The sequence below is a fragment of the Enterococcus sp. C102(2024) genome, assembly GCF_040888205.1.
Taxonomy (GTDB): Bacteria; Bacillota; Bacilli; order Lactobacillales; family Enterococcaceae; genus Enterococcus; species Enterococcus faecalis.
Genome location: NZ_JBFOHH010000005.1, coordinates 1 through 26,707 on the forward strand (window position 1 = coordinate 1; position 26,707 = coordinate 26,707).

At 39.4% G+C, this 26,707-nt stretch carries 23 protein-coding genes and 1 tRNA gene; 22 read left to right on the forward strand and 2 right to left on the reverse strand.

The window, feature by feature from the left end; genetic code table 11:
• Positions 1-88 precede the first annotated feature (88 nt).
• Positions 89-162: transfer RNA gene (locus tag AB3I34_RS10275), tRNA-Pro, on the forward strand.
• A gap of 45 nt (positions 163-207) precedes the next feature.
• Here the strand turns inward: AB3I34_RS10275 and AB3I34_RS10280 are convergent.
• Positions 208-1,065 carry a MurR/RpiR family transcriptional regulator gene (locus AB3I34_RS10280; protein WP_002354705.1) on the reverse strand — a complete coding sequence of 286 codons (858 nt, stop codon included), beginning with the start codon at positions 1,063-1,065 and terminating at the stop codon, positions 208-210.
• 145 nt (positions 1,066-1,210) lie between these two features.
• Here AB3I34_RS10280 and AB3I34_RS10285 point away from each other — a divergent pair, with 145 nt between their 5' ends.
• The 15 genes from AB3I34_RS10285 to gor all read left to right on the forward strand — a co-directional run bounded on the left by AB3I34_RS10285 (position 1,211) and on the right by gor (position 20,003).
• On the forward strand, positions 1,211-2,518 hold the full coding sequence (locus tag AB3I34_RS10285) for a PTS sugar transporter subunit IIC (protein ID WP_010712921.1): 1,308 nt from the start codon (positions 1,211-1,213) through the stop codon (positions 2,516-2,518).
• Positions 2,496-3,725, forward strand: coding sequence for an aminotransferase class I/II-fold pyridoxal phosphate-dependent enzyme (locus tag AB3I34_RS10290; RefSeq protein WP_002403098.1), 1,230 nt, complete (start codon positions 2,496-2,498; stop codon positions 3,723-3,725). The genes AB3I34_RS10285 and AB3I34_RS10290 overlap by 23 nt, the downstream gene beginning before the upstream one ends.
• Before the next feature lie 203 nt (positions 3,726-3,928).
• Positions 3,929-4,396: a CtsR family transcriptional regulator gene (locus AB3I34_RS10295; RefSeq protein ID WP_002354715.1), complete on the forward strand. Its 468-nt coding sequence runs from the start codon at positions 3,929-3,931 to the stop codon at positions 4,394-4,396.
• Positions 4,397-4,398: 2 nt separating this feature from the next.
• Positions 4,399-6,894, forward strand: a complete 2,496-nt coding sequence (locus tag AB3I34_RS10300; protein WP_085444184.1) for an ATP-dependent Clp protease ATP-binding subunit — start codon at positions 4,399-4,401, stop codon at positions 6,892-6,894.
• Between the two features lie 133 nt (positions 6,895-7,027).
• Entirely contained in the window at positions 7,028-8,062 is a 1,035-nt protein-coding gene (locus AB3I34_RS10305) for an FUSC family protein (protein WP_105223152.1), read from the forward strand.
• 181 nt (positions 8,063-8,243) lie between these two features.
• Positions 8,244-9,164 (forward strand): peptidase U32 family protein, encoded by a 921-nt coding sequence (locus AB3I34_RS10310; protein WP_002415421.1) that lies wholly within the window; start codon positions 8,244-8,246, stop codon positions 9,162-9,164.
• Positions 9,165-9,191: 27 nt separating this feature from the next.
• Positions 9,192-10,439 carry a U32 family peptidase gene (locus tag AB3I34_RS10315; protein WP_002368523.1) on the forward strand — a complete coding sequence of 416 codons (1,248 nt, stop codon included), beginning with the start codon at positions 9,192-9,194 and terminating at the stop codon, positions 10,437-10,439.
• A 23-nt stretch (positions 10,440-10,462) separates the two neighbouring features.
• Entirely contained in the window at positions 10,463-12,025 is a 1,563-nt protein-coding gene (locus AB3I34_RS10320) for a PucR family transcriptional regulator (RefSeq protein WP_002354724.1), read from the forward strand.
• 133 nt (positions 12,026-12,158) lie between these two features.
• Entirely contained in the window at positions 12,159-13,433 is a 1,275-nt protein-coding gene (locus tag AB3I34_RS10325; RefSeq protein ID WP_025189443.1) for a cytosine permease, read from the forward strand.
• Between the two features lie 19 nt (positions 13,434-13,452).
• On the forward strand, positions 13,453-14,547 hold the full coding sequence (locus tag AB3I34_RS10330) for a DUF917 domain-containing protein (protein WP_002354727.1): 1,095 nt from the start codon (positions 13,453-13,455) through the stop codon (positions 14,545-14,547).
• The gene (locus AB3I34_RS10335) at positions 14,548-16,101 is read left to right on the forward strand and encodes a hydantoinase/oxoprolinase N-terminal domain-containing protein (RefSeq protein WP_002415419.1); all 1,554 of its coding nucleotides are present in this window, start codon (positions 14,548-14,550) and stop codon (positions 16,099-16,101) included.
• A 262-nt stretch (positions 16,102-16,363) separates the two neighbouring features.
• Positions 16,364-17,029 carry a hypothetical protein gene (locus AB3I34_RS10340; RefSeq protein WP_010712919.1) on the forward strand — a complete coding sequence of 222 codons (666 nt, stop codon included), beginning with the start codon at positions 16,364-16,366 and terminating at the stop codon, positions 17,027-17,029.
• Positions 17,007-18,146, forward strand: a complete 1,140-nt coding sequence (locus AB3I34_RS10345) for an ImmA/IrrE family metallo-endopeptidase (RefSeq protein ID WP_002415417.1) — start codon at positions 17,007-17,009, stop codon at positions 18,144-18,146. Before AB3I34_RS10340 ends, AB3I34_RS10345 begins: the two co-directional genes overlap by 23 nt.
• A 22-nt stretch (positions 18,147-18,168) precedes the next feature.
• A complete protein-coding gene (locus AB3I34_RS10350; RefSeq protein ID WP_002375430.1) occupies positions 18,169-18,567 on the forward strand; it encodes a hypothetical protein in 399 nt (132 codons plus the stop codon).
• An 86-nt stretch (positions 18,568-18,653) separates the two neighbouring features.
• A complete protein-coding gene (gene gor / locus AB3I34_RS10355; RefSeq protein WP_002415415.1) occupies positions 18,654-20,003 on the forward strand; it encodes a glutathione-disulfide reductase in 1,350 nt (449 codons plus the stop codon).
• A 114-nt stretch (positions 20,004-20,117) separates the two neighbouring features.
• On the opposite strand, the gene AB3I34_RS10360 is transcribed toward gor, so the two are convergent.
• Positions 20,118-20,891 (reverse strand): helix-turn-helix domain-containing protein, encoded by a 774-nt coding sequence (locus AB3I34_RS10360; RefSeq protein ID WP_002415414.1) that lies wholly within the window; start codon positions 20,889-20,891, stop codon positions 20,118-20,120.
• 177 nt (positions 20,892-21,068) lie between these two features.
• Between AB3I34_RS10360 and folB the strand changes: the two genes are divergently transcribed.
• From folB to AB3I34_RS10390, 6 genes are all read left to right on the forward strand, one after another.
• Entirely contained in the window at positions 21,069-21,431 is a 363-nt protein-coding gene (gene folB / locus AB3I34_RS10365) for a dihydroneopterin aldolase (protein WP_002415413.1), read from the forward strand.
• Positions 21,432-21,917: a 2-amino-4-hydroxy-6-hydroxymethyldihydropteridine diphosphokinase gene (folK, locus tag AB3I34_RS10370; protein ID WP_002410681.1), complete on the forward strand. Its 486-nt coding sequence runs from the start codon at positions 21,432-21,434 to the stop codon at positions 21,915-21,917. It begins immediately after the preceding gene.
• Positions 21,911-22,480, forward strand: coding sequence for a GTP cyclohydrolase I FolE (gene folE, locus AB3I34_RS10375; RefSeq protein ID WP_002415412.1), 570 nt, complete (start codon positions 21,911-21,913; stop codon positions 22,478-22,480). Before folK ends, folE begins: the two co-directional genes overlap by 7 nt.
• 3 nt (positions 22,481-22,483) lie before the next feature.
• Entirely contained in the window at positions 22,484-23,077 is a 594-nt protein-coding gene (locus AB3I34_RS10380; RefSeq protein ID WP_002415410.1) for a non-canonical purine NTP pyrophosphatase, read from the forward strand.
• Entirely contained in the window at positions 23,070-23,861 is a 792-nt protein-coding gene (gene folP / locus AB3I34_RS10385; RefSeq protein WP_010706955.1) for a dihydropteroate synthase, read from the forward strand. Before AB3I34_RS10380 ends, folP begins: the two co-directional genes overlap by 8 nt.
• A 452-nt stretch (positions 23,862-24,313) precedes the next feature.
• Complete coding sequence (locus AB3I34_RS10390; protein WP_025191050.1) at positions 24,314-26,362, forward strand: hypothetical protein; 2,049 nt, start codon at positions 24,314-24,316, stop codon at positions 26,360-26,362.
• The last annotated feature ends 345 nt before the right edge of the window (positions 26,363-26,707 follow it).

A 26,707-nucleotide genomic window follows, 5' to 3' on the forward strand; every position in this document is an offset into this window, starting at 1 on the left:
AGTTGAGTGATTGACTAAGTTTTAAAAAGGTGCACGTGAGTTTCTTTTTAATTCGATAGTCTTTTTTTATTACTTTAACTTCATAGCCCGGGAAGTAGCTCAGCTTGGTAGAGCACTTGGTTTGGGACCAAGGGGTCGCAGGTTCGAATCCTGTCTTCCCGATTGTGAAAAACAGTACTGATCATCAGTACTGTTTTTTTGTTTTGTTTAAAATTTAAGTATCGAAGTAGGTGTATTTTTTTGTGATGTGTAATTCTTATCGAAATTGCGACTAAAAATACAGGAATAAAGGACATTGAGGATATATTCGATGGCTAGTTGAGAGGAAAAGGTCGAGACTTTGAAATCGGCATGTTCAACGTTAGGAATGGGCAAAATCACTGTAGCGTATTTAGCTAATTGGCTGTTCAAGTCTGAAGTAATGGCAATAATCGGGGTGCCTCCTTCTGCAAAAATCCGTGCTTCATTTACGATTTCTGCAGTGTTACCACTGTAAGAGACGAGGATGGCTACGTCATTTTTGGTGGCATTGATGGCTAAATAAAATTGTTCAGCTTGATAAGGGATTAAATGGATAAATAGCTGAATGCGTAATAACTTTGTTTGAAAATCCGTTAAGCGAATGTAGGAGTTACTGACGCCTACTGCTAAAATATTTTCAGCGGTTAAAAGTAAATCAATGCTTTTATTTAACATGGCCTCGGTTAATAACTGTTGAGTGGATTGAACGGTTTCAGTCGTTAACTGCGCAATTTTCTTGGCAATTAGTAAATCAGAATCTTGCGCTAAAAAAGGCATATTGGCATCAACATTCCGGATTGCTTGGTAGTGAATTTCTAAGTCGCGGGACAAGCGGATTTTAAATTCTTTGAAACCGCTAGTTTCTGTTTTTTTACACAAACGAACAATCGTGGAAGTTGAAGAGTTGGTGGCTTCTGCTAGTTCATAAATCGACATATGCAGGACTCGTTCAGTATGAGATAAAATAAAATCAATAATTAGCCCTTCGTTATATGTATAGCGTTCTTTTTGTTCTAAACATTCGATTAGATTCAATGGGTTCACCTCTCTGTGGTACTTTGTTTCGCTTTCAGTATACCTTAAGCGTATGAATTATGAAACATAGTTACAGAATCAGTTAGTCGTATTTACATCAGAAAGCGGTTTCTTTATGATGAGGATATCACAAAGGATTAAGGAGAGAAGTGAAATGGATAAGTTAACAAACTGGGTGGAGCAAGCCGTAGTGCCTAAAGTTTCAAGGATTACAAGTTTACGTTATTTTCAAGCCTTAAGAAATGGTTTTTTTGCAATTATGCCGTTAACAATTATTGGATCGATTTTTATGTTGATTACAGATTTTCCAGTAGCAGGGTATGGCGATTTTATGGCTGGAATTTTCGGTGCAGGTTGGGCGGATATGATTTCGCCAGCTTATCGAGCGACTTTCAACATGATGGGAATTATTTTTGCTGGGACGATGTCCTATAAATTGGCGGAAAGTTACGAAATGGATCGTTTAACTTCATTAATTTTAGGAATTGTTGCTTACGTAGTCGTTTTACCGAAAACGGTGACCACTGAATCAGGCGAAGTTGTGACAAAAGTTTTATCGTTTGACTGGTTAGGAACCCAAGGGGTAATTACGGCTATTATTATGTCAATTCTTTCGGTTGAATTAACTCGTTTCTGTATTAAGAAAAAATTAGTCATCGAAATGCCTGACAGCGTGCCTTCTATGGTCAGCCAAGCTTTTAGTGCATTGATTCCTGGGATTTTTGTGGTAGCGGTGGCTTTATTGATTAATGGGATTGGGCTTTCGTTTGCGGATTCCTTCCCGCAATTAATTTATGCGGTGATTCAAGCGCCACTGCAAGGTTTAATCGGAACCCCTTTTGCAATTATTATTGTGGCTGGCTTAAATGGACTGTTCTGGTGGTTTGGGATTCATCCAACTGTCATCAATTCCATGCTATATCCTATTTTATATGCGAATGCAGACAAAAACCAAAGCTTAGCGGAATTAGGACAATTAACTGCTCAAAATGGCAACTTTGGCACGGTCCAAATGCTCGATCAATTTGCCACAATTGGAGGCGCTGGTTGCACGATTGGCTTGGCTATTGCAATGGCCATCGTCGGACATTCATCTAGAATGAAAGCCATGTCGAAAATTTCGTTTGTTCCAGCATTTTTCAACATTAATGAACCCTTGATTTTTGGACTCCCAGTTATTTTTAACCCTTTATTATTGATTCCGATTGCGGTCGCGCCGATTGTATCGGTCTTGATTGCCTTTCTGTCAATGAAAATTGGGTTCATGCCAATGTTTACAAACATTCAAGCACCATGGGCTACGCCCTTTCTGTTTTCGGGCTTTTTAGTGGGAAAATGGCAAGGTGCAGTGACGCAAGTTTTAGCTGTTGCCGCTAGTGTCGTTATTTATTATCCATTTGTAAAAGCCTTAGATCGACAATATCAAAAAGAAGAAGCCCATGAAGTACCAGAAACATTGTAGAGAAAGAGGAGTGAAGGAAATGCATGTTGAGAATGATGAAAATATTTGTTGTGAAGTGGAAAAAGGAATGGAAAAAATGTATCATCCGATGGTGCCCGAGTTGGTTCAAACCTCTTCCTTTTATTTTCCAACTTATGAAGAATTTATGGCAGCGAGTATGGATGAAAAAAATAATTATGTTTACACACGTGGCACCAACCCCACAACAGAAATTTTAGAGAAAAAAATTGCTCGTTTGGAACGTGGAGAAAAATGTAAAGTTTTTGCCTCAGGAATGGGCGCTATTTCGGCAACGCTGTTTACGTTGCTCCAACAAGGTGATCATGTTTTAATGGTCAATACAATTTATGGAGAATCTGTTTCGTTTGTGCAATATTTAGAGAAATTTGGCGTATCTTTGACCAAAGTAGACGTTGCAGAAACAGAAGAACTTTTTCAATTTGTTCAGGAAAACACCAAAGTCATTTACTTTGAAAGTCCGTCCTCACAAAAGTTTGAACTGCTAGATTTAGAAAAAATAACTGCGTTAGCACAAAAAATTGGCGCATACACTGTCATTGATAACACGTGGGCGTCACCGTTATTTCAGCATCCTTTATGCCATAATGTGGACCTAGTGATTCATTCTTGTTCAAAATATATTGGTGGTCATTCGGATATTGTAGCGGGGGCTGTCATTGGCAAAGCAGCGCTTGTAGATCAAATTTTTGAACATGGTCATCAAGCATTAGGCGCAGTCAATAGTCCCTTCAATTCTTGGTTAGCGTTACGAGGTATTCGTACCATGCCTGTTCGGTTGGCGCATCAGTCTCAAGCCATCCAAACGGTGTTGTTGGCTTTGCAAAAGGATCCGCGAATCAGTCGCTTATATCATCCTTTTGTAGGAAATCAACAACAACAAGCGTTAGCAGAAAAATATTTAACAGGTTATGGCTCATTGTTTGCGATTGATTTAAAAGATACCGATTTTGAACGTTTGAAAACATTTGTGAATGCATTGACGCTGGTCACAATTGGGGTCAGTTGGGGTGGTTTTGAAAGTTTGGCCTTGCCTGTATTCAAAGGTAATAACTTGGCGGCTGTTCAGAAAAGAGGCTTGTCGCCAGCACACATTCGCATGTACGTTGGTTTGGAAGAGCCAACATCTATTATCGAAGATATTCAACAAGCCTTGGATCAAGCCTATGGCGAAGAATCGCTTTTGTGAGACATTAAGGCGGAGCCATTGTCTGCCTGTGATTCAATAACATATTTTCAATTTTAGGAGGGGAACTTAAGTCAGTTTGACTGAGGTTGCTCCTCCTGTTTTGCATTTTTTTATTAAAGTCAAAGCGTTCCTCTTTATTTAATAGGCAAAGTTCGATATAATAATGGTCAATATTAGTCAAGAGAGAAGAAGGATGGAAGACTATGAGTAATCAAAATACGTCAGATTTAATCGAGGCTTATTTAAAAAAGATTTTAGAAGAAAGTAATAAAATTGAAATCCGTCGGGCGGAAATGGCTAATTTATTTAATTGCGTTCCTTCACAAATTAACTATGTAATTAATACACGTTTTACCATCCAACGAGGCTACGCAGTTGAAAGTAAACGTGGTGGAGGCGGCTATATTCGCATTGTCAAAGTACAAATTTCAGATAACGATCAATTACTAAAACAAATGGATCAATTGATTGGCGCAACTTTAACAGAAAAAGATGCGCTAACATTTATTCAAACATTGTATGAAGAAGAAGTGATTACGAAAAAGGAAGGCAATTTAATGCTAGCTGCTTTAAGTAAAAGCACATTGAATGGTCTGGGGAATCACGAAGATTTTCTAAGAGCTCAAATAATGCGTTCATTTTTAGAGCGCTTGAGCTATGAGGAGGAATAACTATGGATGAACTATTTACAGAAAGTGCGAAAACCGTACTGGCGATTGCCCAAGAAGAAGCGAAGTATTTTCGTCACCAATCCGTCGGTTCTGAGCATTTATTATTAGCGCTCGTTTTAGAACCGAATGGGATTGCCGGAAAAACATTACGACAATTGAATACTGACACAGAAGACATCCGTGAAGAAATTGAGCATTTAAGTGGCTATGGCACCATGCAAAGTCCAATGGGGAATAACAACTTATACTTACCTTATTCACCAAGAGCCAAACAAATCTTTGCCTATGCTGGAGATGAAGCGAAGCGCTTAGGGGCTCAAAAGATTGGTACCGAGCATTTATTATTGGGCTTGTTAAGAGACGAAGAAATTTTAGCGTCTAGAATTTTAGTGAATTTAGGATTAAGCTTATCCAAAATGCGTCAATTATTATTGAAAAAAATGGGCGTTTCCGAACCCAATGGCGCACAACGTCGTCGGAATGGTCAAAATAAAAATGCGCCACAAGGGACGCCAACATTGGATTCTTTAGCAAGAGATTTAACCAAGTTAGCACGAGAACAAAGCTTGGATCCAGTAGTTGGTCGCGGTACCGAAGTTCGTCGTTTAATCCAAATTTTGAGTCGCCGTACCAAAAACAATCCTGTCTTAGTCGGTGAACCAGGTGTTGGGAAAACAGCGATAGCAGAAGGGTTAGCCCAGAAAATTGTCAACCGGGAAGTCCCTGAAGATATGCAAGGCAAACGTTTAATGATGCTAGACATGGGTGCCTTGGTTGCTGGAACCAAATATCGAGGTGAGTTCGAAGATCGCTTGAAAAAAGTTGTCGATGAAATCTATCAAGATGGACAAGTCATTTTATTTATCGACGAATTGCATACCTTGATCGGTGCTGGCGGTGCAGAAGGGGCGATTGATGCTTCAAATATTTTAAAACCTGCTTTAGCACGTGGCGAGTTGCAAACAATTGGTGCGACAACTCTGGATGAATACCAAAAATATATTGAAAAAGATGCCGCTTTGGAACGTCGTTTTGCCCGTATTCAAGTAGCAGAACCAACGCCGGAAGAAGCAGAAGAAATTCTAAAAGGCTTGCGTTCACGCTATGAAAAACATCATGGCGTAGAAATTACAGATGAAGCTCTACATGCGGCAGTTCAATTATCGATTCGCTATTTAAATGATCGCCAATTACCAGATAAAGCAATTGATTTAATGGACGAATCTGCAGCGAAAGTTCGTTTAGACAAGGCAGATCAACCTTCAGAAATTAATGAATTGCGTACCGAAATTTCTCAATTAATTACGGAAAAAGAAGAGGCCATTCAAAACCAATCATTTGAAAGTGCTGCTCGGATTCGTCAAAAAGAAAAACAAGTGATGGAAAAACTAGAAGAATTGATTGCAGTGAAAGAAAAAAGTCTGTCTGGTTACAGTACGCAAGTAACAGAAGAAGACGTGGCTGGGGTTGTTTCACAATGGACAGGCGTTCCTTTGCAGCAGCTAGAGAAGAAAGAAAGCGAACGATTAATGGAATTAGAAACCATTTTACATCAACGGGTCGTTGGCCAAAATGAAGCAGTGGAAGCTGTTTCACGCGCTATCCGTCGTGCGCGTAGTGGCTTGAAAGACCCAGCAAGACCGATTGGTTCCTTCATGTTCTTAGGACCAACAGGGGTTGGGAAAACAGAACTTGCCAAAGCCTTAGCCGAAGCGATGTTTGGCAGCGAAGAAGCTTTGATTCGCGTGGACATGTCTGAGTTTATGGAAAAATACAGTACTAGCCGTTTAATCGGTTCTCCTCCAGGTTATGTCGGCTACGAAGAAGGCGGCCAACTAACTGAAAAAATTCGTCAACGTCCTTATTCCGTTATTTTGCTAGATGAAGTAGAAAAAGCCCATCCAGATGTCTTTAATATTTTATTACAAGTCTTAGATGATGGCCATTTAACGGATGCCAAAGGACGAAAAGTCGATTTCCGTAACACGATTTTAATCATGACCTCCAACTTAGGAGCAACAGCGATTCGTGAAGAAAAACATGTCGGCTTCAATGTGAAAGACATTTCTAAAAATCATGAATTAATGCAAAAACGAATCATGGAAGAATTGAAAAAAGCCTTCCGTCCAGAATTCTTAAACCGAATTGATGAAACGGTTGTCTTCCATTCCTTGAAACAAGAGGAAATTCATGAAATCGTAAAAATTATGAGTCAATCTGTCGTGAAACGGATGGCCGAACAAGAGGTTAAAGTGAAAATCACACCAGCTGCAATTGAAGTTATTGGTAAAGTCGGGTTTGATCCAGAATATGGCGCACGTCCAATTCGTCGGGCCTTGCAAAAAGAAGTGGAAGATCGTTTAAGTGAAGCCCTTCTTTCCGGTCAAATTCAGTTAGGGGATAAAGTAACCTTAGGTGCTAGCAAAGGCAAAATTACGTTAAATGTGCGGGCACCAAAAGCACCAAAAACAGAAGCAAAAGAATTACAAACTGTATAGATGAGATGCGAAGTCTGGTATAAAAACCATTTAGGGTTTTTATACCAGGCTTTTCTATTTTCCAGTGGCGATTTCTTTTTGAGAATTGCCAGATTGATTTTTCTGTGCTACGTTAATAAGGAGGGGTGATGGAATGGAACAATCTTTTTTTCGAGAATTACTACATTATCAGCGTCCAAAGGATAATCCTTTTCGACTAGTGTTTGCTGGCTTGGTTATGTTCAGCATTCTTTTTTTGGGCTATATCAATCATCAATTATTGATTTCAAGCTTTGGCTCGTTAGGTATTTTTACTTTTTTATATTATCAGCCGCTACCATTAAAACAGTTAATGACTCGTTTATCTGTGGTCGGTAGTTACCTTTTTTTAGGAAATTTGTTAGGCATGTTATCGACCCATATTGCATGGCTTATTCCCATTGTTGTTGCACTGGTCGGTTTTGGTGGCCGCTTTTTCTTTGAAGTCTACGATATTTCAAAACCAGGGGCCTTCTTTGGTGTGATGGTGACAGCGATGGGTGCCAGTACGAGTATTCCGTTAGCAAAAATTCCGTTCATGAGTGGCTGTATGTTATTAGGTATTGGCTTTTCTATTTTGTTTGCACTAGTGTTGCATTTTACAGAGAAGGAAATCAGTGCCCCGCTAACTAAGCGATCATTACGGGAACGAATTTATCGGCATCCAGAAGCGCCATTAGATAGCATATATTATAGCTTTGTCTTATTTTTTGCTGTATATATCAGCGAAAGTTTACATTTACAGAATCCGTATTGGTTAGTCGTTTCCTGTGCATCCATTTTACAAGGAGACAATTTACGTGCGATTAAGCAGCGAAATATTCAGCGAATTTTTGGCACAACGATTGGATTGGTTATTTCCGCTTTTCTGCTTAATTTAGCTTTGACAACTTTTGAATCGATTGTCGTGATTACAATCTTATTTGTGACCGTTGAGTATTTTATTCGTCGTAATTATGGATTGGCGCAATTTTTCACAACGCCTATGGCTCTGATGCTGTCATTGCTCGTTCGTCAGCAGTACGTGATAACGTTGATTCAATTCCGCTTTTTAGGGATTGTTTTAGGCAGCTTGTTAGGCTTAGCAGCAGCGTGGCTATTCACCGTTGTAGTAACGTTTTATGAACGAAAATATCACTTGAACGAGTGACCAAAGAACAGATGACCAGTAATTAAAAAAAAGAGCATTTGGTAGGTAAGCGGATGGCGCTTCTCTACCAAAATTTTTTCCGGAAACATTGTGAAAAATGTACGTTTAATACAGATAGGCTCTTTTAAAGTTTGTGAACGTATGATACTATTAAACGGTCATAAAGAAGGAGGCTATATTTATGATTGAACTGATTGCAACTGCAGAATCTGTTGAGCAGGCTGTAGAATTACTCGCAACAGGTGTGGATACATTATATATTGGAGAAGAAACATTCGGGTTGCGTTTGCCCGTATCTTTTACACGAGATGAACAACGCGAGATTGTGAAACGTGCACATGAAATGGGCAAACAAGTGCTAGTTGCAGTAAATGGCATTATGCACCCTGAAAAAATGAAATTAGTCCCAGAGTATCTGACATTTTTAAAAGAAATCAACGTCGATAAAATTACTTTGGGTGATCCAGGTATTGTGTTTATTATGCAACGAGATGGATTAGAAATTCCTTACGTTTATGATGGCGAAACCTTGGTAACGAGCTCACGTCAAATCAATTTTTGGAGTAAACGAGGAGCCATCGGGGCTGTCTTAGCTCGGGAAGTGCCTTTTGAAGAAATGGTAGCAATGGAAGAAAACTTAGCAGTTCCAGCTGAAATTCTTGTCTATGGGGCGACCTGTATTCATCAATCGAAACGCCCATTAATTCAAAATTACTACAATTACACAAAGAACGACAAAGGGGTTACGAAAGACGAAGGGCTGTTTATTTCTGAACCCAAAAAACCAGAAACCCACTATTCCATTTATGAAGATAGTCATGGTACGCATATTTTTGCCAATAACGATGTGAACTTGATGAATGAGTTAACAAACTTGTATGACCATCACTATCGTACATGGAAGCTCGATGGCCTTTACACACCAGGTGAAAATTTTGTCGCGATTGCTCGCGTATTTGCTGAAGCGAAAGCAGCACTTGAAGCGGGAACTTGGTCAGAAGATCAAGCAGCTCATGCAACAGCTGAAATTGAAAAATTACATCCAACAGGTCGTGGCTTAGACAATGGTTTCTTTGATTTAAGTGCCGATGCAATAAAATAAATTGATTCATTTAAGGGGAAGAAGAACATGAAAGTAATGACAGAACGAACATTGAAGCGTCCCGAGGTGTTGGCTCCAGCCGGGACGCTAGAAAAACTAAAAGTCGCAATTCGTTACGGTGCCGATGCCGTTTATATCGGAGGGAATGCCTACGGTCTGCGTAGCCGCGCAGGAAATTTCACGCCAGAAGAAATGGCGGAAGGCGTAGCCTTTGCCCGCGAACATAATGCGAAAGTTTATGTCGCTGCCAATATGGTCACTCATGAAGGAAACCAGGAAGGGGCAGGAGCGTTTTTCAGAGAATTGCGAGACATCGGAATTTCAGCTGTGATTGTTTCCGATCCAGCTTTAATCGAAATTTGTGCGACAGAAGCACCAGGTTTACCCATCCATTTATCGACACAAGCTTCAGCAACCAACTATGAAACATTAGAATTTTGGAAAAATGAAGGCTTAGAACGTGTGGTTTTAGCGCGCGAAGTTTCAATGGAGGAAGTTGCAGCTATTCGTGAAAATACGGACATTGAAATTGAAGCCTTTATTCATGGAGCAATGTGTATTTCATATTCAGGACGTTGTACTTTGTCCAATCATATGTCGATGCGGGATGCCAATCGTGGCGGTTGCTCTCAATCTTGTCGTTGGAAATATGAGTTATTTGATATGCCTTTTGGGACAGAACGTCGGAGCAAAACCAGCGAAGGGGAAGTTGAAGAAGAGTTTTCAATGAGCGCCGTAGATATGTCTATGATTGAACATATTCCAGAATTAATTGAAAATGGTGTCGATAGTTTTAAAATTGAAGGCCGCATGAAATCCATTCACTATGTTTCGACAGTCGCTAATGTGTATAAAAAAGCCGTCGATTCTTACATGGAAGACCCTGAAAACTATGTCTGCCAACAAGAGTGGATTGATGAATTATGGAAAGTAGCACAACGTGAATTAGCAACTGGTTTTTATTACAATACACCAAGTGAAAATGAACAATTATTCGGCGAACGTCGTAAAATTCCACAATATAAATTTGTTGGTGAAGTGATTGCGTACAACGAAAAGACGCAAGTCGCAACGATTCGTCAACGGAACCTTTTCAGTGTCGGCGATGAAATTGAATTTTATGGTCCTGGGTTTACCCATTTCCACCAAACCGTTAAAGAGATGTATAATGAAGACGGTGAAGCGATCGATCGGGCACCTAATCCCATGATGTTATTAACAATGGAAGTGACGCAACCTGTTGCAGTCGGCGATATGATTCGTAAGAAAAAATAAACCAGCCAAAAGGAGGAGTAAATATGAGTGTCCGCGTGAATGATTTATTAAAATTACCGTCTTTGCGAGAAGCAACGGTACTTTCTGGTAAAAACCAATTGGACACATCTGTTGCTTCTCTTTCTTTTTTAGAAGTCTCTGATATGTCTTTGTTTTCGGAAAAACTTCACAAAACAAATGAATACCATGCTGGCGAAATTTTGATTGGTTCATTTTGTGCCATTCGTCATGATGTGGTGAAGCAATGCGAAACGATTCGGCATCTCCATGAATTAGGCGAAGTAGGCCTAATCTTGTACTACGTTGGGATTATCGTACCGAAAGTTGCAGAGGAAGTGATTCAATTAGCGGATTCTTTAGGTTTCATTTTAATCCAAATGCCTAAAAATGATCCCACATTACGCTACAACGAAGTCATTTATGAAGTCATGAAATTGTTAGTCAATAAAAATAAAATGGCTTCTTTTGCAACGGACCTCTTGGAAAAAGTTTCCCTTTTGCCTGAACAAAACCGCAGTGTGGAAATGACCTTGAAAATCCTATCCGATTTTTTAAAAGTCAACATTGCGTTAACCACCTATACCAATGAAATCATCAGTACCATCAATTGGCCGCGAAGCACGAAATTGCCCTTAACCAAGTTACTTTATCAATCACAAGAGAAAGTAGCGTTGGGAGAAACGACCTACTTCATTACCTCGCAAAAACTTCCTCAGAAAGATGGACAAACATTGAAGCTTTACTTCATTCGAGAAGAAGAGCAGTTAACCTCTTTTGAGATGAATCAAGCGGTGGAAGTCGTTCAGATGGCTCTGAATTTATGGGGGAAAAACTATGACGAAGTCAGTGAGTATGCCTTAGTCCAAGCAATCATTAACGATGAAAGTGATAAGATGTACCAATTAGCCAAAAAATTAATGATTGATATTTCTTCTGTCGAAACGATGTGGCTTTTACCTATTTGGCAACAAGGACAAGAAATCCACGCTATTCAGCAAGATTTGAAAGATTTCCTACGTTACTATTACCAAACAACGATTGTCCAGCAAACAGAAAATTACCTGATTGTTCTCTTAGGTAATTATTTACACAAACAGCCTGAAGCCACGATTAGTAAAGAATACTTGCAAGCCACAGACTATCAGGACTATTTAGGTGAAATCATCCTTTGTCCGAAAGTTCGTAACACGACTGAAGTGCGTGTCAGCTACCAAACCGCTAATCAAGTCGCGCCGTTTTTAAAGCGCGTCTATCCACAAAGAAAAGTGTTATCAATCGCGGAAATTCGTACAGTTCAACAAATGATGACGTGTCTCCAAGCAGGAGAAGAAGCAATCCAACAACGCTTAGCAGTTATCCAACCTCTCTTAAAAGAATCAGAGCAGTTAATGACATTAGGGACGTTTTTACTAGATGCAAGTAGTGATTTTAAAGAATGCGGCGAACGCCTATTTGTTCATAAAAATACGGTCAAATATCGTATCAGTAAAATTAATGAAGCGCTCGGCTATGATATGACCAACGCCGCCGAAGCCTATGAAGTCTATTTGGCGATGATCTTATATCGCTTGGTCACGAATGAATGAAAAAAGCAGACAATCGGCAGTAGCCGATTGTCTGATTTTTTATTTTTAGCCAAAACTTCCTTGATATTTTTTTCAATTTGAAAAAGACCTATGACTGATTTTTCGTTATAATTGAAAAAATAATTAAGGAGGAATGAGAATGAAATTAAAAAACGAGCAACAACAATCGTGGCTTAGCTTAGCATTTGTTTGGGCGGGCGCAATGATTAGCGTGCCAGGATTAATTATTGGAGGAACGTTAGTTGCAGGCATGCCTTTATGGGAAGCTTTGTTAACAGGATTTATTGGTTACGGTATTATTGTTATTTTAATGATTTTACAAGGAATTCAAAGTTCCGACTTACAAGAACCTTCTGTCAAAGTCGCTTCTCAAGTGTTTGGCATTCAAGGTTCGCAAAAGATTATTTCCATTATTTTAGCGATTGCTTGCTTAGGTTGGTTTGGTTTGCAAGCCAATGTCAGCGGCGGCGCCTTCACGAACTTTTTAAAAATTTACGGCATTGATTTACCTGTGTCGCTTTCTTCCTTAATCTGGGGAGTTATCATGCTTATTTCGGCTCTTTATGGCATAAAAATATTGAAAATTCTGAATTATTTTGCGGTTCCTGTGTTAGTTCTGGTTTGTCTTTATGGCTTGGTGGCTTCGTTAAGAAACAACGGTTGGGCGGCTGTTAGTCAATATACACCTCAAACAGCAGGAAGCTTTATGTCAGGTCTTTCAATGACTGTCGGTTCTTTTGCATTAGGCGCAGTAATTGCTGGAGATTACTCTCAATATGTTTCTTCTCGTAAAGATGTGGTTAGAGCGGCCACCTTAGGGATTTTACCGACAGGCTTGTTGATGATTGGCGTTGGTGCGGTCTTGACCATTGCTTCGAACACCGCAGATATCACGGAAGTTTTTATGAATCTCGGTTTTCCAGTTTTAGGAATTATTGCGCTGATTTTAGCAACTTGGACCACGAATGCCGTGAATGCTTTTTCTGGCGGACTGGCCTTGATTAATGTCTTTGATATTCCAAAAGAAAAAGAAAAAGTCGCTGTTGGTGCGGCCGGTGCTATTGGAACCTTATTAGCAGTCGTGGGGATTTTAAATTACTTTATGCCGATTATGTCCGTCCTTTCTGCGATGGTTCCACCAGTGGCTGGTGTAATGATTGCTGCCTATTGGTTGATTAACAAAGGCGATCGAACCAAATGGCAGCCAACGCCTGGCGTGAATAAATTAGGTGTTTTTTCATGGCTAATTGGTGCTGCAGTGGGGGGCATTCCGGTGATTATGAGTTTCTTTCCCAATGCCCCTCAATTGCCTAACCAACCGCTAATTGGCATTGTTTTATCGTTTGTTATTTATTATTTCGGTGCAAAACGTCAACAGACGAACACCGAATCATTAGAAATGGAATGAAGAAGAGGAGTGTCGGAGAATGCGTTATTTAGATGCAGAAGCAATTGAGAATATAGCCACAGGAGCAGCTTTTTTAGGGACAGGAGGTGGCGGTGATCCCTACATTGGTAAAATGATGGCTTTGTCCGCCATCGAAGAAAACGGACCTGTCAAACTGGTTTCTCCAGAAGAAATTGCCGCGGAGGATTTTTTCCTACCCGCCGCAATGATGGGTGCCCCATCTGTCGCAATTGAAAAATTTCCCAAAGGCGACGAATTCGTCCGTGTCTTTGAGAAGTTAGGAAAATATTTAGACCAAGAAACGATTGCGGGAACCTTTCCAATGGAAGCTGGGGGCGTCAATTCAATGATTCCAATTGTTGTTGCAGCGAAGCTAGGCATTCCCTTGGTGGATTGTGATGGTATGGGTCGGGCCTTTCCAGAATTGCCTATGGTAACGTTCCATTTGAATGGGATGTCAGCGACCCCTATGGCAATTACCGATGAAAAAGGAAATATTGGCATTATGGAAACGATTGATAATACTTGGACAGAACGTCTTGCCCGTGTCCAAACGGTTGAAATGGGCGCCAGTGCTTTAGTGAGCATTTATCCCGCGACAGGCAAACAATTACAAGACTATGGTATTCACAACATCGTGACATTATCAGAAGAAATTGGCAAAGTGATTCGAGGTACCTATGCAGATGAACAAGAAAAACGCCAAGCATTAGTAGAAGTTACGGATGGGTTTGAATTGTTCCAAGGAAAAATTCTAGATGTGGAACGAGAAGTAAAAGGTGGCTTCAATTTGGGACGTGTCAAATTGAGTGGCTTAAACAGTGATGCTGGTTCAGAAGCAGTCGTCCATTTTCAAAATGAAAATTTAATTGCCGAGAAAGATGGTCAGGTAATTGCGATGACGCCTGATTTGATTTGTATGGTAGATTTAGAAACTTTAACGCCTGTGACAACAGAAAGCTTGAAATACGGCAAACGTGTCCAAGTAATGGGCTTGAAAGCGAATGCCGCCTGGCGAACGAAAAAAGGTATCGAAACAGTGGGTCCTCGGTATTTCGGCTACGAAATGGATTATCAACCACTAGAAAACTTAGTAGCGAAGGAGGACAAATAAATGTATAAAATCGGTATCGATGTCGGCGGCACAAATACAGATGCTGTTATTTTAGATCATCAATTAAACTTGATTCATTCAGTGAAAGTTCCAACAACCGATGATATTCAAACAGGGATTGCCGGTGCCTTAAATAAAGTCTTGGCAGAATCAGCAGTGGACCCAACTAAAGTCACACATGCAATGTTGGGCACGACCCAATGTACGAATGCCATTGTCGAGCGAAAAAAATTAGCAAAAGTTGGGGTCCTTCGTTTGGGCTATCCAGCAACCGCTTCGGTCTTGCCTTACACAGCTTGGCCCAAGGATTTAGTGGCCACTCTTTCAGAAACGTATGCTTTAGCACATGGCGGCTACGAATATGATGGACAACCATTGACTGCACTGGACGAAGAAGAATTGCGTGGGATTTTGGCCTCTTGGCGAGGAGAAGTAGAGGCAATCGCAGTAATTGGCGTTTTTTCTTCTTTAAAAAATGACCAAGAATTGTTTGTTCAAGCGCTTGCGAAGGAAGTGTTAGGGGCAGATGTTCCTGTATCTTGCTCCTCAATGATTGGATCTGTCGGTTTAATTGAACGGGAAAATGCGACAATTTTAAATGCTGCGTTGCACAAAGTAATTAAAGTGACCAGCGAAGGCTTTGAACAAGCCTTAGAACAAGAAAAAATTCATCACGCCCAAGTGTACTTATGTCAAAATGATGGTACGTTAATGTCGTTAACGTACGCCAAACAGTTTCCTATTTTAACCATTGCTTGTGGACCAACCAATAGTATTCGTGGGGCTTCTTACTTAGCCGGCTTGAAAGATGCGGTTGTCTTAGATGTTGGTGGCACAACGTCCGACATTGGCGTGTTAGTGGATGGCTTTCCAAGAGAATCTTCACTGGCCGTTGATGTTGGCGGGGTACGGACCAATTTTAGAATGCCAGATATCGTGTCAATTGGTGTCGGCGGCGGCAGTCTAGTGCGTGAACAACCAGATGGTTCTGTGACAGTTGGCCCCGACAGTGTCGGCTACCATATTACACAAGAGGCCCTTATTTTTGGCGGCACACAATTAACGACCACTGATATTGCGGTTCGCTTAGGCCATGCCCAAGTCGGTGACCCTAGTAAAGTGGCTCATTTAGACCAAGCGTTTGCGGAAAAAGTGTACCAAAAAATTGGCGAATTGGTCAGTGAAGCGATTGATCGCATGAAGACCAGTTCCGCAGACGTGACGGTCGTTTTAGTTGGTGGTGGGAGTATTATCATCCCCGAAGAATTGACAGGCGTTAAAGCGCTAATTCGCAACGAAAACGGAGCAGTGGCGAATGCCATCGGTGCCTCTATCGCTCAGATTAGCGGACAATACGAACAAATTTATGTCTATTCAAAAATCCAACGGGACGCGGCGTTGGCCGATGCCCAAGAAAAAGCCGTCCAACAAGCTGAACTTGCAGGTGCAGTCCCTGGCACAATCGAGTTAGTCGAGGTGGAAGAAACACCACTCGCCTATCATCCAGAAAATGCAACCCGCTTACGAGTAAAAGTGGTTGGGAACATGTATTGAGGACCAGTGCAAAACAAAAGTTATAAGAATAGTTATTTGAAATATAAGGTTGGGCTAGTACTGTCAATTGAAGTATTATTCTGAAGAGTTCAGAAGAAGCTATGATTGTCTCGCCGTTTATTTTAAAATTCAGAGTTAGGAAGGTAAGTCGAAATGACTTACCTTCCTAGGTTTATTTTTTTGTGTTGACATATTTTTTTAGAAAAGGCAAAATGTTAACATGGTATGTTGTTGGGGTGTTGTGAAAAAAGGAGAGAAAATAATGAGTATTTTAAAAGAACATTTAAAAAGAAATTGTGATGCACGAATGGTTGGTGTTTTATCGTTAAGCATAAGAGAAGCATATCGCTACTTAAATGAGCTAACAGAAAGAGAATCTATTTTTCAACGAGCAGAAATGAAAAAAGTTTGGGGACACGTTCGGCATGGATTGGTTGATGTTGGTTTAAAACAAGTGTTAACTTCATCAGCAATCCCGCATGAAATAGCTGACAAAGCTAGTAGTCGATATGTCAATGGTCATACGTACTTAATGATTGAAACCAAAGGAGCAATTTTGACGCCAGCTAAAGTTTTATCAGAAGCTTCAGTTCCTAAAAAGGCATTATTTAGAAATCGTGGGAGCTTATTGAATAAGCAGTATAATTTATTTGACAAACCAGAAGATTTGAATGAGTATTATGATGCCAATCAACCGCCATTCTTATTACTAACTTATGGCGGATCAAATCATCAATTACGTTTTGTTAGATTAGGGTTACCAGATATGGGAGTTGGTCGTTGGATTGACCAAATTGATATTACGCAGGCACCAGTTCTTTTAAAAAATCCAGAGGAAGTTCGTAAGGACCTACATTTGACTTTTACGTCAACCGCTGACGAACTGATAAGGAGAGGGCTAGAAAATGAACGAGAGGTTGATTTTTAATCCAAAGCAATTAACTTCGGCTCGCATTGCACGAGGATTAACAATGAAAGAATTAGCCGAGAAAGCAGAGCTATCTAGGCAAATAATTTCGAATTACGAATCGGGAAAAACAATTCCTAAAGCAGATAGCATATTAAAACTAATTTCTGTTTTACAATTTCCCCGTAGTTTCTTTTCAGCAGATACATTTGAATTGTATTCAGGCGCAACTTTTTTTAGAAGCCGAAGTGCGGCGACGAAGAAAGTAAGAGATATGCAAAAAGAGCGGTTAAAATATGTGCAAGAAGTGTATAAAGTATTAGCAACATATGTGAACTTTCCCAAAGTTTGTTTACCAGAATTAATTGAAAAGAGTATTTATGAAATCACAGAAGAAGAAATTGTGAAAAAGGCTGAGGAATTACGGAAAATTTGGGGCTTAGACTTGATTTCGCCAGTCCCTAATCTCATTCAGTTAGCTGAACAAAATGGTGTGATTATTTCAGAAGCCAACATGTCCAATCCAACACTAGATGCGGTCTCGCGTTGGATGATTGGTCGGCCGTTTATTATGCTCACAGATAATCATGAATCTGCTGTCCGTCGTCGTTTTAACGTGGCGCATGAACTAGGACATATTTTATTACACAACGGTGTTGAAAGTATTCATGAGTATTCGCAAACAGAATTAAAGAACATTATTGAGTATCAAGCAAATCTATTTGCTGCGCATTTTCTACTTCCTTCAGCGGCTTTTTCTGATTCGCTCTTGTCTATTTCGTTAGAATACTATATTGATTTGAAAAAGTATTGGAAAGTTTCTCTTCAATCAATGATTCAAAAAACATACACATTAGCGTTAATTAATGATGATCAACGTCTCTATTTAAATAAAAGAATTGCTAAAAATAAATGGAAAACGAAAGAGCCTTACGATGAACAACTGACTATCGAACAGCCAGAAGTTTTCCAAAAAGTTTACCACATGATTTTAGAGCACCAAGTCATTCCTGCAAGTCAACTAAATCAAGCTTTTAAATTACCTAAAGAAGAAATAGAAAAGATATTAGGAACAGCTATTCAAACGGAGCAGGACAAAACAGAAATTGTTCTTGAATTATTACGTTCTAACGAGTAATCAAAAAGAAGGAGGAATAACTATGGCTAAATTATTCGCCTACCAAATTGGTCAAAACCCTCGTATTCAAACGGACCTTTTGGTAGATCCTCAGCTGTTTGAAGATGAGCATGGCTGTGCGGGGGGTGTGGGCTTCGGTTTAGCAGATTGTGTTCAAACCGGAATGTTTACAGATATTGAAGTGATAAAACGGTATCTTCACGAAGCAACCTACGTTTTTATTAATGGTGACTTTGACCGACTAAGTTACTTAGAAATTGGGATTGCACTTTCCTTAGGCAAAACACTTTATGTCATTACAATGAATCCAAACGTAACGAAAGAAGATTTAGGAATTCCCTTCGACAATGCTACGATTGAATTCCTTTCCCCCAGTGCTTTTACGGAACGAATCCATGAAACAGAAGCGGCAGAAAACTAAACAAAAGTAAGTAATACGACTGTCTTTTTTTGCTATTTTTTGCGATAATAAGGGAGAAAGTTCAAATTGAAAGGGAGCCAGAATAAATGAAAACCTATGATTATATTGTTATTGGTGGCGGTAGTGGCGGGATTGCTTCTGCTAACCGCGCAGGAATGCACGGAGCCAACGTCCTTTTAATTGAGGGCAACGAAATTGGTGGGACCTGTGTCAACGTTGGTTGTGTGCCTAAAAAAGTCATGTGGCAAGCCAGCAGCATGATGGAAATGATGGAAAGAGACACAGCAGGCTACGGGTTTGATGTTGAAATCAAAAATTTTAGCTTTAAACAATTAGTTGAAAATCGTGAAAAATATATCGACTTCTTACATGGTGCGTATAATCGTGGTTTAGACAGTAACAACATTGAACGTATCCATGGTTACGCTACGTTTACTGGGGAGCAAACAATTGAAGTCAATGGGACAGAATATACGGCGCCGCACATTTTAATCGCGACAGGTGGTCGTCCGAAAAAACTAGGTATTCCAGGAGAAGAATATGCCTTAGATTCAAACGGCTTCTTTGCATTAGAAGAAATGCCAAAACGTGTGGTCTTTGTCGGTGCAGGTTACATCGCAGCCGAATTAGCAGGAACCTTACATGGCTTAGGCGCAGAAACACATTGGGCCTTCCGTCATGAACGACCATTACGAAGCTTTGATGACATGCTTTCTGAAAAAGTCGTAGAACGCTATCAAGAAATGGGCATGCAAATTCATCCGAATGCAACACCAGCTAAAATTGAAAAAAAGGCGCAGAATGAGTACGTTATTACATTTGAAAATGGTGAATCAATCACGACAGATGCCGTGATTTTCGGGACAGGCCGTCAGCCGAACACGGATCAATTAGGCTTAGAAAATACGAAAGTAGCTCTTGATGAAAAAGGCTACGTCAAAGTAGATAAATTCCAAAATACCACGCAAAATGGCATCTACGCAGTCGGCGATGTCATTGGGAAAATCGACTTAACGCCAGTCGCGATTGCCGCTGGTCGGCGCCTGTCTGAACGCTTATTTAACGGACAAACCGATTTATATTTGGATTATAACTTGGTGCCAACGGTGGTCTTTACCCATCCACCAGTTGCGACAATTGGCTTGACGGAAAAAGCAGCGCTTGAAGAATATGGTGAAGACCAAGTGAAAATCTATCGCTCTAGCTTTACGCCAATGTATTTCGCTTTAGGAGAATACCGTCAAAAATGCGACATGAAATTAATCTGTGTCGGCAAAGAAGAAAAAATTGTCGGTTTGCATGGCATCGGCATCGGTGTTGACGAGATGCTACAAGGCTTTGCAGTCGCTATTAAAATGGGCGCGACCAAAGCTGATTTTGATAATACTGTTGCGATTCATCCAACAGGCTCAGAAGAATTTGTAACAATGCGATAAAAGGCGAATAAACCCCAAAAAAGAGCGTTGCTGATGCAACGCTCTTTTTTGAATACACGAGTTATTTCATTCAATTTATAACCAATTGGGTGCTGACAAACGTGATGAAATTAGCTATTTTCTATTATCAGTTGCAACATTTTTTTCATTAAAATGTTGATATAAGGAAGTATCAGAAACGAGTAATTCAATGATTTCAGATTTATCTATAATAGTAATTCTTTGTCGAGATAAAAACGCAATAAATTGTGGTAAAAATCTTTTGGCATAGATATCTAAATATAACTTTGTGGTTTGATTATTATAGGTGACTAGCAAGTAAAAATAGTCGGGACTACTATCAAAAGCGGACGCTCTTATCTTTTTGGTATAAATGATTTCTATGGATTCAATTTCAGAATAAGGAATTTTTATTTGTGTAGAATTGTTTTTTATGCATTCAATGATTTTCAGAATCGGGTTTCTGGAGAATTGATGGACCATAATATCTTGTTGGTTAATTATCCAATAATCTGAAAAGATGATTGGAAAAACTAAAAGTAGACCGATAAATATGATTGCACTAAACAACCAAAAAGGTTGATAACCAAAACCAGTAAGTAGCAAAGAGAAACAAGTCCAAACAATACAAAATAAAATTCCTTTTTTTAGATTATAAATTTTTCCAACAACTTGGGGCTTTTTAAAATAAGGACTACCTTGGATTAGCTCATCAATAGAAACATTGTATAAATCAGAAAGCATCAGTAAATTATCAATTGAAGGGATGGATTGGCCAGTTTCCCATTTGGAAACAGCTTGTGTAGTGACATGTAATTTGTGGGCAATTTGTTCTTGCGTATAGTGATTAGTTATTCTCCGTGTTTTTAAAATAGTTTGGATTAACATTATTCGTTACCTCCTTGCTTTTAGAGTAGTCTATTCCGCTATATGTTTCAATCAACTAGTGGTTGATAAGCAAATAATTGCTATTAAATAAACAATAACATCTTTTAACTACTGACTTTTCCAAGAAATATGCTATGATTAAAAAAATCAGCAAAACAGAGGGTAGGGAGTTAGAGGATGGATAAAATTAGAATTAACAACTTGAAATTTTTCACAAAAAATGGTGTTTTGGCAGAAGAAAAACGTCTAGGACAGCAATTAGAAATCGACCTTGAAATGCAGTTGTCGCTAGCCGAGGCAGGGCGAACAGATGATGTCACCCAAACCGTCAATTATGCCGAAGTGAATGAATTGATTGCCCAACGAGTAAACAATCACTCGTACGATTTAATCGAAGGTTTAGCGAGTGCTATTTTAGATGATATTTCCGCAGATTATCAAGAACAATTGAACAAAATTATCATTAAAATTAGAAAATATAGTGTGCCGATGCCCGGCCTTTTTGACAATATTGAAATTGAAATGGAGCGAGAAGTATAGATGATTGGCTATGTAGCATTAGGTAGTAACGTCGGCGATCCATACGCAAATTTAGTGAAAGCCCGCAATTATTTAAACGAAGACCCGCAGATTCAGGTCGTGGCTTCTTCAAAACTTTATGAAACGGATCCTTACGGCTATACAGACCAAGATGATTTTTTGAACGCCGTATTGAAAATTGATACTAGCTATACCGCTGAAGAGTTATTGGCTGTTACCCAAGGGATTGAGCAAGTAATGAAACGTAAAAAATTAATTCACTGGGGTCCGCGGATTATTGATATTGATATTTTATTATTAGGGGAACAGTCAGTCGCGTTGCCCCACTTACAAGTTCCTCATCAAGAATTAACAAAACGGTCATTTGTTTTGATTCCCTTAAGTGATGTTTACGCAGAGGAACAATTATTGGGCACGCCAATAGCTACGTGGATTCAGCGCAGTGGCAATCAAGAAGAAGTGCGAGTAAGCGAAAAGGAATGGTAGAGATGGAGCAGGAAAAACAAACGCAAATTGAGCAGGCAGTTATCACAATCTTAGAAGCAGTGGGGGAAGATACTCAACGGTCAGGACTCATTGATACACCCAAACGTGTAGCTAAAATGTATGCAGAAGTTTTTAGTGGATTAACCGAATCTGAATTTGACGATTATAAATTATTTGATAGCTTAAATGAAGGCGAAATGGTTCTAGTAAAAGATATTGCCTTTTATTCAATGTGTGAACACCATTTATTGCCATTTTATGGAAAAGTACATGTCGCTTATCTGCCAGAAGGTGGCAAAGTATTGGGACTAAGCAAGTTACCAAGATTAGTAGAACATTGTGCCAAACGTCCCACAGTTCAAGAAGATTTAACAGTGACAATTGCCCGCAAACTCCAAGAAAATATTCCCGTCAAAGGCATTGCAGTAGCCATTGAAGCGGAACATATGTGTATGACGATGCGCGGCGTGAAAACACCACAAAGTAGCACCAAAACATTTCAATTTACAGGACTATTTAAAGAACAAGAGTGGAAAAATCAATTTTTAATGGAGATACGTTAGAAAATGGAAATCATTGTTGGCACGAATAACCAAGGTAAGTTAAAAGAAATGCAATCAGGACTTAAGGACCATGCTATTCAACTTGTCTCTTATCGAAAGTATACCACCAGTCAAGAACAACCGGCAGAAACTGGTACTACGTATGCTGAAAATGCTTATCTAAAAGCTCGCTTTTTCCAACAATTAATTGGCCGCCCAATGTTAGGTGATGATGGCGGCTTAACGTTAACTGCTTTTCCTGATTTATTAGGGATTTATACAAGCCGCTTTTTCCATTCAGCCAATCCGGAAGAACAGAACCGCGAACTGTTGCACTTATTTGAAGGGCAACAGTCGACCCGAGAGTTAACCTTATCAGCCACGTTGGTCTATGTACTCGATGACGACAAACTGTTGCAAACGGAAGCCACTTTGACTGGTGAATTAGTTGAACCGCGCGGTACAGGCGGTTATGGTTTTGATCCGATTATTTATTTACCAGACCGAGGCAAAACCTTAGCGGAGTTGTCCACAAGTGAACGAATGAAAATAAGTCCTAGAATGCGGGCTTTACGAAAGATGATTCAGCAGATAAAGGAGCAATGTGACAATGATTGATTTAAAAAAGAATTACCAAATTATGGGGATTGTCAACACGACCCCCGACTCTTTTTCTGATGGCGGTAGCTACACAACGGTCGACGTGGCCTATCAACATGCGCTTCATCTACTAGAAGCGGGGGCCGATATTTTAGACATTGGCGGCCAATCCACACGCCCTGGCTACGAAGAAGTTTCTCCACAAGTTGAGGCAGAACGAGTATTACCATTAATAAAAAAAATACGTGAGACTTCTCTAGCGCCGATTTCTGTGGACACCTACTATCCCGAAGTAGCGGAAGCCGCGATCCAAGCTGGCGCCACAATGATTAATGACATCAAAGGATTAGACACTCCGGGGATGGCAGAAGTCCTCGCGCAATACCCTGAAATCCAAGTTGTGATTATGCATTCTAGAAAACGCCAATCTCTTTCTTTAAAAGAAGAGTTACACCAATTTTATACAGAAAAAATTGAACAATGCCAAAAATATGGGCTTTCCTTAGAAAAAATTTGTTTCGATCCAGGGATTGGCTTTCATAAAACTGTCGCAGAAAACCTTCAACTGTTAAAAGATCCTAACGCCTTTCGCTACCAAGATTATCCGTTACTATACGGCGTTTCTCGCAAACGAACCATTGGCGCTTTAACGAACGAACCAGAACCAGCCAACCGTGATTTTGGTTCAGCCGCTGCTTCCTTGTATGCAGCACAACAAGGCGTAGAAATTTTACGTGTTCATAATGTCCAAGGCTTAAAACAAACATTTGATGTCTGGCGAGCATTGTCGGAGAAGGAGTAAGGGCAGAGCAATGGACTAAACAGACCGACCATCTTTTTTGATGGTCGGTCTGTTTAGTCTATTGCTAAAATCAGTAATAAAAAATAAACCTGTCATAACTTTTACCGAAGGTTGATTATAATTAAAGATGACGTCTTAAACGTTCGCAACCTAATAAACGGCAGAAACAGAACCAACGCCTTCGGAACTAATCGGTTCTGTCCTGACCTCTTCATGTTTATCGTGTTTATTATGCTAAGTTGAAACGGGAAAGTCGATTGTTAAATAAGCTTTCGTTTTTTAGGTATTTTTAAGAAATATTTTAGAGTAGATACAGCATAGAAATTCTATTACAATTGTCTTTGGATCTTCAAATAATATCAATTGTTATTTAATATTTATTTTATTTTTTACAAGTAAAAGTAAGGAGGTTGTAATCTCAATTGAAAAAACATAACTATTTATTGATTTTATTGTGGATAGTTGGAGGGATCTTTTTAGGAGTTGAAAAAGTAGAGGCTGCTCCTAGACCATTAACAGAACTGGGCTATTTCCATTGGGCAAATCAATCGATTACACCAGCGGCAAACACATTTATTATGCATTACGGCGAAAATACATCCGTCGAACCAATTGAAGGCGAAGTGTATTCAAACTACATGGCAGTTAGTCGAACGACAAATAAAAGTAAAGCAATAGTAAAAAATGTGGGGTTCTATGAAGGAAAAGCAGTTAATTTATTAGTTACATTACAACGGAATAAAAGTAATTTGGATGGAGGATCAATTAGTTTTACTGAAAGCTATTTTTTAGGAATTACGATTAAAGGCGAAATGCTGGTTACCTATGATTTTGTTGATAATTATGGTCAGCCCTTAACGATAAAAACAGCGTTTAATTACTATGGGTTAAATTCAAACAAATATGTTGGCTATAAAAACCCTGGAACGATAATTGATGCCTTATATGCGGAAAATCCTACACATATTCTTTACGATACGTGGGATGGCGGAGACGATGATTATTGGTTATATCTAAAAAACGTTACTGCAGGGGTACCTTGGCGGGACCCTCGCCAGCGTTTTGAAATGACGACCAAAAGTATTTCTACTGTTACGTTTGTAGTCCACAACAATGACACAACGCCGTCATCCATTGTTTACTTTACGGATTTTTTGGCAAAACCAGAATTTCCACCAGCCTACGCAATGGATACTTATTTTGAAAATGCAGAGACGGCTGTTTGTTTAAATGTGCAACAGACCATTCCCAATATTGATCAGTGGACAAAACCTAGTCAAATGGTTGTAAACGTTAACCTGAACCAAGTAAATCAAACAAAGCAATATAAATTTGACAAAGTCTTAGTTACAGACTTTAAAGGAGAAGATTTAACGGATTTATTTACTAGCCAAACAGATGGTGAAAATGTCCAAATTATGACAAAAAATCTGTCAGATAGTCGTCTCTACGATACCGTATTACAATATAAAGTTTACTTGAAATGGCAAGGGACTCAAAATCCAGTCGATACGGCGCTCATTTCAAATGGAAAATTAGACTTGCCGTTTAGTGCAAGAACTCTTTTAGATGGAGAAAATTTAGAGGAAACGACTGCTACATCCAGTGTGAATTATGTGGGGAAAGCAACGGCTGTGTTTTTAAATGAACAAGATAATGCTATTTATGAACCAGTCACAAAAGAAGGGATTTTAACCACGCCTTTTGACTTGTCTAATCAGTATCCCCAAATAGCTGGCTATGAACCAATTAAGACCCAACAAGATCAAGGAATGTTTCTTCCAGAGGAGCAAACAATTATTCATCGTTATCGTGAAAAGAAGTTATTACAATTCAAATTGATGGATGAAGAAAATCCGCTATTGGTCTCACGTTTTACAAATCAGCGAGAAGTTACTTTTTCATTTTCTCATGATCCATCAACCAATATAACTTTAATAGCGAAGTGTGGCACAGAAGAAAAAGAATTAAAAAAATATGTAGATGCGCCAGAATCGGTTGTTGATAAAGTTACGTATACTTTTCCTGAACATTGGTTGAATCGAGAGGTTTTCTTTTATATAAAAGATGAGAACAATCAAGAGTCAGAAAAAGACAGTCGGACTCTTCAAAAAGAATCTGGGCCCAAGCTCATTTTACCTGATACAATCAATTTTGGTGTGAATGAAATTCCCGCAACAGAGACAATGATTTCTTCTATTACAAATAAAGAAATCCGCATTGAAGATACAAGCAAACTTGATAAAAGTCGGTGGACAATTAAAGTAAAAGAAGAACAACCGTTAAAGAACGAAAGCGGTGAGTTACTCGACAAAAGAATAAGTTATGGTGAGAAGAATCAGCGTGTTCTAATTAATGCAGATAGCCAACCTATTTTGCAAGGAAGCGGCAACGCTACCGCTAATTTGACCAAACAACTTCAGTTGACGATTTTTCCTTCTGATCCAGTCGGAAGGTATAGTGGAGTATTGCGGTGGTCTCTGGAAGATGCGCCAGAATAACCCCTTTGTTTAATAAGAAAAAAGTGTCCAAAGATCTATCAATAGATAATTGGACACTTTTTTATAGATCTCTCTGGGGCTCCTACTTTTTTAAAGAGAGCGCCTTCTAACAAAGTGCAAATGTGTTATACTACACAAGTAGGAAGTTTATGACGGTGGCAATTTCTCAAAAAAGGGGGACTGCCAATGTTTTTGCTTGTTTGCACTTTCCCTAGAAAGGAATAGTAGTGACTGTCTTTGAAGCATTGATGTTTGCGATCGCTTTCGCAACGTTAATTGTCAAAATCAGTAATAAAAACGACAAAAAATAAACCCGTCATAACTTTAGCAAGGATTGACGGGTTT

Excerpts from the sequence above, each read along its gene's own strand:
- AB3I34_RS10350 (WP_002375430.1), top strand. The coding sequence starts at position 18,169 with ATGGCTAAATTATTCGCCTACCAAATTGGTCAAAACCCTCGTATTCAA.
- AB3I34_RS10320 (WP_002354724.1), top strand. The coding sequence starts at position 10,463 with ATGAGTGTCCGCGTGAATGATTTATTAAAATTACCGTCTTTGCGAGAA.
- folE (WP_002415412.1), top strand. The coding sequence starts at position 21,911 with ATGGTAGAGATGGAGCAGGAAAAACAAACGCAAATTGAGCAGGCAGTT.
- AB3I34_RS10360 (WP_002415414.1), bottom strand. The coding sequence starts at position 20,891 with ATGTTAATCCAAACTATTTTAAAAACACGGAGAATAACTAATCACTAT.
- folP (WP_010706955.1), top strand. The coding sequence starts at position 23,070 with ATGATTGATTTAAAAAAGAATTACCAAATTATGGGGATTGTCAACACG.
- AB3I34_RS10340 (WP_010712919.1), top strand. The coding sequence starts at position 16,364 with ATGAGTATTTTAAAAGAACATTTAAAAAGAAATTGTGATGCACGAATG.
- AB3I34_RS10330 (WP_002354727.1), top strand. The coding sequence starts at position 13,453 with ATGCGTTATTTAGATGCAGAAGCAATTGAGAATATAGCCACAGGAGCA.
- AB3I34_RS10315 (WP_002368523.1), top strand. The coding sequence starts at position 9,192 with ATGAAAGTAATGACAGAACGAACATTGAAGCGTCCCGAGGTGTTGGCT.
- AB3I34_RS10380 (WP_002415410.1), top strand. The coding sequence starts at position 22,484 with ATGGAAATCATTGTTGGCACGAATAACCAAGGTAAGTTAAAAGAAATG.
- AB3I34_RS10290 (WP_002403098.1), top strand. The coding sequence starts at position 2,496 with ATGAAGTACCAGAAACATTGTAGAGAAAGAGGAGTGAAGGAAATGCAT.
- AB3I34_RS10285 (WP_010712921.1), top strand. The coding sequence starts at position 1,211 with ATGGATAAGTTAACAAACTGGGTGGAGCAAGCCGTAGTGCCTAAAGTT.
- AB3I34_RS10325 (WP_025189443.1), top strand. The coding sequence starts at position 12,159 with ATGAGAATGAAATTAAAAAACGAGCAACAACAATCGTGGCTTAGCTTA.
- AB3I34_RS10305 (WP_105223152.1), top strand. The coding sequence starts at position 7,028 with ATGGAACAATCTTTTTTTCGAGAATTACTACATTATCAGCGTCCAAAG.
- folB (WP_002415413.1), top strand. The coding sequence starts at position 21,069 with ATGGATAAAATTAGAATTAACAACTTGAAATTTTTCACAAAAAATGGT.
- AB3I34_RS10345 (WP_002415417.1), top strand. The coding sequence starts at position 17,007 with ATGAACGAGAGGTTGATTTTTAATCCAAAGCAATTAACTTCGGCTCGC.
- folK (WP_002410681.1), top strand. The coding sequence starts at position 21,432 with ATGATTGGCTATGTAGCATTAGGTAGTAACGTCGGCGATCCATACGCA.
- AB3I34_RS10295 (WP_002354715.1), top strand. The coding sequence starts at position 3,929 with ATGAGTAATCAAAATACGTCAGATTTAATCGAGGCTTATTTAAAAAAG.
- AB3I34_RS10300 (WP_085444184.1), top strand. The coding sequence starts at position 4,399 with ATGGATGAACTATTTACAGAAAGTGCGAAAACCGTACTGGCGATTGCC.
- AB3I34_RS10310 (WP_002415421.1), top strand. The coding sequence starts at position 8,244 with ATGATTGAACTGATTGCAACTGCAGAATCTGTTGAGCAGGCTGTAGAA.
- AB3I34_RS10335 (WP_002415419.1), top strand. The coding sequence starts at position 14,548 with ATGTATAAAATCGGTATCGATGTCGGCGGCACAAATACAGATGCTGTT.
- gor (WP_002415415.1), top strand. The coding sequence starts at position 18,654 with ATGAAAACCTATGATTATATTGTTATTGGTGGCGGTAGTGGCGGGATT.